The 9,425-nt window shown below is 38.9% G+C and carries 6 protein-coding genes; 1 reads left to right on the forward strand and 5 read right to left on the reverse strand.

Annotated features, from left to right (window positions below; genetic code table 11):
• Positions 1-446: 446 nt before the first annotated feature.
• From BVH04_RS24550 to BVH04_RS24570, 5 genes are all read right to left on the reverse strand, one after another.
• Positions 447-2,894, reverse strand: coding sequence for a GumC family protein (locus BVH04_RS24550; protein WP_086544101.1), 2,448 nt, complete (start codon positions 2,892-2,894; stop codon positions 447-449).
• Between the two features lie 6 nt (positions 2,895-2,900).
• Positions 2,901-3,710, reverse strand: coding sequence for a polysaccharide biosynthesis/export family protein (locus BVH04_RS24555; RefSeq protein WP_086544106.1), 810 nt, complete (start codon positions 3,708-3,710; stop codon positions 2,901-2,903).
• A 275-nt stretch (positions 3,711-3,985) separates the two neighbouring features.
• Complete coding sequence (gene kdsB / locus BVH04_RS24560) at positions 3,986-4,708, reverse strand: 3-deoxy-manno-octulosonate cytidylyltransferase (RefSeq protein WP_086544102.1); 723 nt, start codon at positions 4,706-4,708, stop codon at positions 3,986-3,988.
• Positions 4,709-4,831: 123 nt separating this feature from the next.
• Complete coding sequence (locus BVH04_RS24565; protein ID WP_086544103.1) at positions 4,832-7,291, reverse strand: GumC family protein; 2,460 nt, start codon at positions 7,289-7,291, stop codon at positions 4,832-4,834.
• 5 nt (positions 7,292-7,296) lie between these two features.
• Positions 7,297-8,106 carry a polysaccharide biosynthesis/export family protein gene (locus tag BVH04_RS24570; RefSeq protein WP_086544104.1) on the reverse strand — a complete coding sequence of 270 codons (810 nt, stop codon included), beginning with the start codon at positions 8,104-8,106 and terminating at the stop codon, positions 7,297-7,299.
• Between the two features lie 250 nt (positions 8,107-8,356).
• On the opposite strand from BVH04_RS24570, the gene BVH04_RS24575 reads away from it, so the two are divergent.
• The gene (locus tag BVH04_RS24575; protein WP_140160666.1) at positions 8,357-9,295 is read left to right on the forward strand and encodes a GNAT family N-acetyltransferase; all 939 of its coding nucleotides are present in this window, start codon (positions 8,357-8,359) and stop codon (positions 9,293-9,295) included.
• Positions 9,296-9,425 lie beyond the last annotated feature (130 nt).

Raw genomic sequence — 9,425 nt, forward strand, 5'->3', positions numbered from 1 at the left:
GCTATTTCCCTCGGCCTAAAGCTTAAGTGAATATGAAAGGTTTTTTGCCGAAGAGATATTCATTGCTACAGTAAAAAGTCTTATCCTTTGCCACTTTTGAGGCCCAAAGTAACCAAAAGCCCTGCTGCAATAATGCTTCTCCGCGCCATCCAACCGCCTGGCCCGCTATTGCAGCCTCCCACCGCGCCCTAATACTATGCAAATCTGCTAACCCCCGACCCCTAAAGGGGAGATAGGCTATGTGGATGTTTGAAATCTAGCTTTAGGAAATCGGAATACCTATAAACTTTGAGGATAGCACGAATTGAAATGTTTTTAGGGAGAATGATTATTCGCTCCCTACCATAGAATTTGTCAAGTAAAATTCACATAAAAAAAAACCGGAAAGGAGAATCCTGACCGGCTTATACTGATTTCTTTTTGCACACCGCAAAAGCGAAGAAGACCTACTTAATTCTCAATGCTCTCTTCCACCATGGCAACTGAACTTCTTCATGATATCCATAGGAGTTGTTTCCGTAGCCGTACCCATACCCGTAGCCATACCCGTAGCCATAGCCTTTATCAATATGCACATCATTGAGGATGCCGTAAATCTTTGAAACCCCGCCTTTTTCAACAAGGTTATTCAAAATCTGAGAATTTCCTTTCATAGAATATCCTTGGCGAAAAACGAAGAAGCTGATATCTGCGAAGCCAAAAAGCTCCTTAGTCTCCGAAACAAGACCTACTGGTGGGCAGTCAAAGATCACTACATCATAAGCTTGCTTGATCTCCTTCACTATTTCCCCAAACTTATCCTGCAAAAGCAATTCTGCAGGGTTGGGAGGAATAGGACCTGAAAGAATCACGTCCATATGCTTGTGTCCTGTGGATTTCACCACCTTCTGCCAAGGAGTGTCTGTACTGAGACAAGTACTCATTCCCATGTCATTAACCAGCCCAAAATCTTCAGCAATCTTTGGCTTCCGAAGATCCAACCCTATCAACATCACTTTCTTTCCCATCAGTGCATAAGCCGCAGCCATATTGATAGAAACAAAAGTCTTTCCTTCTCCTGATATAGAGGAAGTAAATAGTATAGTCAAATTATTTTTTTGCGGACTCAAATAGGACATATCTGCTCTCAAGGATCTAAAGGACTCGGTAACAGAAGATCGTAATTCATTTAATACAGGAATAGCATTATCAGAATTGTTTCTTCCTATCATTCCTATCAAAGGAACCTTAAGTTGATTTTCCAGGTCTTTAGGATCTTCAATCTTAGTATTCAGGAAGTCCTTGACAGTAATAAAACCTATAGGTAGAATCAGACCTAGAATTAGGCCAATTAGAAGATTCAATGATCTCTTAGGAGCAACTGGCGATTGCCCAGCTTTTGCAAAATCCAAAATTGAGTTATTTGGCATATTGGCGGCCTTGGTAATCTCAGCTTCTGCCTTTTTTTCTTGGAGGTAAACAAAAATATTCTCATTGAATTCAAACTGACGCCTTATTCCGAGCAAATCCCTTTCTGTCTTTGGCAAGGAGTTTACATCAACTTCCAAATTTCTTATCTGACTGTTCAGATCAGCAATTACGTTTTGAGTATTACTTATTGCAGAATTCACATTTTCCTGCAATTGCTTTTTAATATTCTGAATCCGTGTGGCATTCTCCCTCACTGCAGGAGTGATGTCTGTAAAATTACCAGATAGTCTATTCTGCTCAGCCTGTAGCTCGCTATAGGCTTGAACAAGAGAATTTAATAATGGATCTGTGACTCCCACCACAGATGGAGCTACCATATCTCCTGTTTGGTTGGTGACTAGGTAATCACGTAAGGTCTGATAATACTTCAGGCTGATTTCAGTTTGCCCCTCTTCCTTTTCCAATTCCTGCATTCTTTGGAAAATCACAGACCCTTCTTCGGAGAGGTTGAAAACCTTATTCTCTGTTCTATATTTCTGAAGTTTGTTCTCCGAGAATCTCAGAGAATCAGAAATACCGGAAAGTTGCTCGTCAATAAATTTAACAGTATTCTCAGAAGCCCTATTCTTTTCATCCAGCTCTCGGTCCAGGTACACTTCCATCAACTTATTAATGTAGTCCTCGCCCAACCTCCTTACAGGTGTCTCCAGGCTCAAAGATAAAATGGAGGCTTGCTTATTAATAGGAGAAACTGCCAACTCTCCACGATATTTTAAGGCAAGAGATGGGGTGTCCACCAAATTGAATAAGATAATTTCACCGGGTAAAGCAGCTATCTGATTGATAGTAAATGAATAATTATCGCCTTTGATTTCTTCTCCAAAGCTGTAAACAGATTTCTTTAAAGAAATTGACTCTGCGGGTGAGGTCTTATAATAGGGATCACTAGGATTATAAATTCTAAACTCATCATCATCCACCCTGAGCTCAAAAGAATCCTCATTGATTACTTCCAGTCTGAATTTACCTCCTACTAACTGGGCTTGTCTCCAATTAACTGAAACCAGAATGGGCAACTTTTCATAGATTTGAGAAGTGGAAATAAGTCCCTCTTTATAGTATTCAACATTGAGGTTTAGTTCGGCAACTGCCTCTTCAGCTAATGAAAATGACTTTAATATTCCTATCTCATTTTCTATATTACTCTTGCCTTGTAGCATTCCTAAACCTGAGGATTCAAATAAATCTGTCCCCAAGCTTGGCTTATCATCTACTACAAGAATACTGGATTCTACCTTAAAGATGTTTGTAGCATATCTGTTAAACATAAATGCAACTACTACACCTACAAACATACAGGCAAGGATTAGTAACCAATACTGTAGGTAGTTGAATAATAGCACTTTAAGATCGATTTCATCTTCCTTTTGCACCATAAAAGGATTCTGCCCTGAATTGGAAGGATTTGGGGTATTCGGGTACATAAAATCTTATTTGAGTAAATTCAATATTAAAGCCAAGGCAGTGATGCCAGAAAAAACCAAAGCCAACGTTTGGGCGGTGTTTTCACCTGTACCAGTTTCTCTCACTTTCATAGGCTCTACGTAAAGCTGATCATTAGGCTGAATAAAATAAAATGGGGATTCTACCACCTGCCTATCCAATAAGTTAATCCGGTGGAGTCTTGTCCCCTCAGGATATTGTCTGATCAATAAAACCTCATCTCTTTTGGCGACTGTTGTCAGATCTCCTGCATTTGCAATTGCCTCAAAAATTGTCATTCTATCCTGAAGCACTACAAATTTACCCGGCCTGCGAAATTCCCCCAAAGCAGAATATCGAATACCACCCAGCTTAACTTTGACATAAAGCTCACTGGTCACATACTTCCTCAAACTTTCCTCTATGATTATTCTTGCCTGTTCAAGGGTTTTTTCTCTTACATTCACATCACCTACTATGGGTAGTCTTATATTCCCTTTTTGATCTACTGAATAACCTGTCATATAATAGATATCTCCCCCACTTTGAGCGGAGACATTTCCCATTTGCGCGTTCATTTGAGAAGGCTTATTATTAAAGCCAAACTGAACCATATCCTCCACAGTCTGAATATTGACATCAATGATATCATTGTACTGAAGCTTGTATTCAGGGATTTCATATTTGATTAGCTCACCATCTTCTATTGGCTGACTGCCTTCCAAATTTTGCAAATAGATGATTCTCTCATTCGAGATACAGCCAAAGGCCAATAAAAAAACAAGGGAAAGTGATAGTCCCTTTAGCAACTTCCTCATATACAGTTTTTTAATATTCCTTTTCAAAATCTGCGCAAATTTAAACATTTAACCTTAAACTGTACTATTTTTTATGATTTTGACAAGTAACAGTTGAAATCCTTATATGAAATGTGATTATACGGAATCTTGCTAGGAGAAAATTTATAGGATCAAAAATTCAAAGACACCTTGAATTCAGGTTTACTTCGGTCTTCGGTCATCCAACCCATTAACCAAAGAGAATTCGCTTACTGGCAGAAAAGCGTACATACAGATATGAAATTAAAATAATGTTATTCAAACCTTAATTTTCTTGCTTTCTCTAAATCCTCCTGAGTGTCAATAGCTATTGTCACATGCACTGTCTCTACCATTCTTATTCTATATCCATTCTCAAGTAATCTCAACTGCTCCAGCATTTCTATAGACTCCAATTCACTTTTGACCAGACTCGCATATTCCTTTAACACCTCTCTCCTATAGGCATAAATTCCAATATGCTTCCAATAAGTCAGGTCAGGTAAAGACTCTCTATTATATGGGATCGGATATCTTGAAAAATACAAGGCATCTCCCTGTAGATCAGTGACCACTTTCACCGCATTTTGATTTTGGGCTTCCTTAGCAGAAATTTTGGTCTTCAGTGATGCTACCTGTACTTCGGAATCCCAAAATACCTCTATCAAATCTCTAAGAGACTTTTCATCCTGAAATGGCTCATCTCCTTGGACATTTATTATAAGATCTGCTTCTACGGACTCCATAGCTTCTGCAATTCTATCTGAACCACTCTGATGTTCCATCTTGCTTACAAACACTTTGCCTCCAATGGATTCAATTTGCTGCTTGATTTCAGGATGATCCGTTACTACCCAAACCTCATTAAAAACTCCAGTATTTACTGTACTCAAATAGGTACGTTGAATCACGGACTTGCCACCTAAATCTTGGACAAGCTTGGAGGGCAATCTCGTAGAGGCATATCGAGCTGGAATTAAAGCGGCAATGGTGAGCATGTATGGTGATAAATAGGTAGTGTTTCTTTTTTGTAAATGAAATTAAAAGAAGTGAGGTGGTGATAATTTAAATTTCAGTCTTAAAAACTGGATTTCTTCTGTCATCGGTCATCGGACTTTAAACTATTTCACCTTAAACAACTTTCTCAACCTCTCCATGATATTTCTTTTGCTTTTCTTAATCTTCTTTCTCTTATTTTCTAAATCGTCCCCATAGTAATTGTACATGTACTTATTGTTTTGGGAATACAAATAGGTATTTCCATAGCCATAATTGTAGCCTTCATAATGGTAGCCCGAATTGACAATACCATTGAAAACTCCATATACATTTTTCACTTGCTTGTTATTGAATAGATCGTTAATCATCACCAAGTGATTTTTCACTGTATAATTCTGCCTCACTACGTACAGATTGATATCAAATAACCTCATCAAATCAATAGTCTCGGATACCAAGCCCATAGGCGGAGTATCAAAAATCACAACATCAAATCGCGATCGCAAATAGTCCAAGAATTCAGTCAGCTTAGGCGTCTGCAATAATTCTGCTGGATTAGGAGGAATTATTCCTGAAGGAACAAACCATAGATTCTCATAGGAAGATGCAATAACAATTTCCTCAGCTTCTACCTTTCCGATTAAATAAGTAGATAATCCTACACGATCCGATTCGCCAAAATAGGATGCTAATTTGGGCCTTCTCAAATCTCCTCCAACTACCACTGTTTTCTGGGAACCCAAAGCCATAGCTGAAGCAAGGTTCATAGAAGTAAACGTCTTTCCTTCACCCGAAACAGATGAAGTAACCAGTATCATCTTTGTATCCTTTCCGCTTGCCAAGTAAGTAATAGCCGAACGAAGAGACCTGAAGGATTCTGCGATGGCAGATTTCGGAAAGTCTAGCACAACTTTATTTGTGTCCTTTAGACTATACCCTACAATCCCAAGCTGCGGAATCATGAAATGCTTCTTTAAATCACGCTGATCCTTAATCGTATCATCAAAAATATCCCGCACCACCACAAATCCAAAAGGCAACAACAATCCCAAAAGGATAGCCAAACCATAATTCTGCTGCTTCTTAGGAAAAATCAATGTTCCTCGTCTTGCAGCATCTAAAATGGCATTGTCGGACACATTGGAAGCCATAGCTATACCCGCTTCAGCACGCTTTTCCAGCAAATAAGTATAAAGGGATTCTCGTAATTTGAATTCTCTGAATATCCCAGAATACTCTGATTCGGATTCAGGAAGTGTTGCGAATTCAGCATCATAAACAAGTATATCCCGCTGAATACTTCTTTTTTTCTGCTTCGTATTTTGTATCAAATTGACCACGTTCTCAAAAAGTGCATCCTGCACTTTCTCCATCTGCACATCAATTTTCAAAACTTCCGGATGATTATCATTTACTGTAGCAAGTAGCTTTCTTCTGTCTTGGGAAAGCGTAACTAATGTTTGAATCAAACCATTCAGCAAAGGATCAGGAACACCAATCACTGAAGGAGCAATTACATCAGAAAAGTCCTTGCTCTTTTGCTCCATATAGGAACGGATTTGCTCGAAATATTCCAATTGATAATCGATCTCCGCACTCATCTCATCGAGATTATTCATTTTCCCTAGGATGTTGGAAAATTCTGCGGAGACATCGAGCAGCTTGTTTTCTACTTTGAAATCTTGCAATTCTCTCTCCTTTTGCTGAAGAGAATCTTCTAATAAGCCCAGCTGCTCCTCGATAAAAGCCAACGTGTTTTCTTGAATCTTATTCTTTTCGCTCAAGTCAAAATCAATATAGGACTCCATCAATGCATTGATGTAATCCCGTCCTTTTTCTACGACCTTTGTAGTGGTACTCAATCGAAGTACAGAACTATATTCGTTTTGCAAGCTTACCTGCACAGCTCTAGAATACACATCCTCGAGTGAACTTGGATTTCTCAGCATAAATAGCAGCGCTTCACTCGTTCTGCCTGGATTCACCAAGTGAACAATAAACTTCGATTTGGTTGTCTCTATCTCTTCTCCAAAAGTATAGGTCTTGTTATAAATGGATTCATCTCCCGCAGCCATCGCTGAATTAAAATCCATTAAACTAACCTCTTCTTCCGTCAGTTTAAATGTATTCTCAGATAGTATCTCTATCTGAATCGGCACATCTGCGATCTGAAAATGATCCCAATCTACTTCGATTCGTATCGGAGATCGATCATAAAGCTCTATAGCCTTAATATTTGTTTTCGCATAATACTCCACATCAAAGTGAAGCTTTTTCAAAGCCTCACGTGCCAAACCTTTAGACCTTAGCCGAAGAATATCATTTTCAAGATTAAGTCCTGTAGAGAAAATATTTGATCTGTCAAGAATCCGCGCCTCCGGAGAAGTATTTGTCTTGATCATCATGGATCCTGACACCTCGTATTCATCCACTGTATAGCGGTGGAAGAGAAAAGTAGCGATAAGAAATATTGCGATAAAAAGCACGTAACAAGGCCAATAGCGAATGTATTTGGCTATCACGTATCTGATTTCCAACGCTTTTTCCTCGTTGTCTAACTGGCTTAAGTCTAACTTCTCCATATCAACTAGTTACTCGTCACCAAATTAATAATTAAAAGAGTGGAAGCTAGCAACCCTGCAAAAAGCGCTAAAGAAGCTGTTAAGTTATCTGCATTGCCAAACTGCCTGATATTCATCGGCTCAATATACAAGATATCATTTGGCTGAATGAAATAAAACGGGCTTGCTAATAATGCCCTATCGTTCAAATTTATTTGATGGATCTTAGTCCCTCCATCGTATTGACGGATGATAAATAATTTATTTTTCTTTCCTAAAAGTGTAGTCTCGCCCGAATTAGCCAAAGCATCGAAAATGGTTGCCCGATTCTTATAAATCACACTGACTCCTACGGCGTTAAACTCCCCCAGCGTTGTATATCTGATCCCTGCTATCCTTAGTTTAACGTAGATTTCTTCTTTGAAAAACTTGTTGATCTCTGCCTGTACCTTTTCCTTGGCCTCCTCTTCTGAGAGTCCTGCTATGTTGATTTTACCAAGCTTTGGCACCTCTACATCACCCTTTTGATCAATAGAATATCCTCTGAAATACAGTGGATCGGAGCCTCCTCCCCCACCACCGCCCATTCCTCCGGCGCTCTGTGTATTCTGAAAGGTAAATGCTTCAATCAGTTCAGGATCTGAAGTAGCAAAATCAATCTCAACAATATCAAAAGGTTGTAATATGTATTCGTAATCTACCTCAGCAAAAGGGATAAATTCGTCTAGTTCAATTGGGGTGTTATCAGGGAGATTTTGCAAGTATGTGATTCGCTTATTACTAATACAACTCGTCGCACAAACCACAAAACCGGCGAAAAACAGGATTTTCTTCATTCTGGAAGCATAAATTTAGCTTGGGTCAAATATATAAAAATACTTTAGGACAAGGGTCAAGTTTGAACTTAGAACCCAGAAATTAGCAAACTCAATGTACAATTGTCAACGATCAAATTTCAAATTCAATTTTCAAGTTGGTGAAAACCCAATGGTCAATTTCAAAACCAACATATAGGAAATACATCCATACTCTTTGCATTTCTTCACGCCATTCGTGGCTAATAAAAAATCTACCTATCTTCATCACATGCAAATAAGAAAGGCCAATTCTAGCGATCTACCCTCAATCATTGATTTATTGAAGGTGTCTTTGGGAGAGAGTTTGGTTCCTAAATCTGAGGAACTCTGGAACTGGAAACACCTAGCAAATCCATTCGGCTCATCGCCAATTCTAATTGCACAAGATAATGGACTGATCTGTGGAGTTAGGGTGTTTTTAAGGTGGGAGTTTCGCCAAGGAGAAAAACTCATAAAGGCCTGTAGAGCGGTGGACACAGCAATTCATCCTGATTATCAAGGTAAAGGAATTTTCAAAAGTCTTACGCTTTCACTTATTGAAGAACTTAAGGAAGAGGGCGTAGAATTAATTTACAACACACCGAATGCTCAGAGTTCCCCTGGGTATGCGAAAATGGGCTGGGAAAAATGGGGGAAGCTACCTCTGAAGATGCACTTTAACCTTAAGCTAGGAAAAAACAAAAATCAGTCGCCAAAAAGTGACTGGTCTAGCATTTCAAGCCTCTTTGAGAAAATAGAAAATGGAAGCCACACCTCTGATAAGATTCAAACGAACCTTGTCTCAGGTTACCTGAATTGGCGTTATACCACCTGCCCACTATTTCCATATCATTTTATAAGTGATGGAGAAACTTACCTTTTGATCTATAGAATTAAAGATGGGAAAATTGGCAAAGAACTCAGAATTGTAGATTTCTTTCAGCTTTCCGGGTTTGGGAAAAACGAAAAAAAACAAGTAAATGCACGACTAAAAACCGTTCAGAAAAACGAGGGTGTGAGATTCACTTCTTTTTCAGGATTACAATTTCAAAATGATTTGCCAATTGAAATGGGACTTCTGCCGGTGATGTCCATCGGCCCGGAGGTTACGCTTCGTAAAGTAGCTACTTCAGATGACCTCGTCCCGAAACCCTGGGCTTGGAGCTTAGGTGATTTGGAAGTTTTCTAACTTCGCTGTTCATCATTCATCCTTCCATAGTAAATGTATTGATAACAATCACCGAAAGGATTGTTAGTGTTAGCGCGAACAGTGGCTAAAATCATTCTTGCAATAATGTGAGTTTATGTCTTGCTGAGCA

The organism is Algoriphagus antarcticus (assembly GCF_002150685.1).
Taxonomy (GTDB): Bacteria; Bacteroidota; Bacteroidia; order Cytophagales; family Cyclobacteriaceae; genus Algoriphagus; species Algoriphagus antarcticus.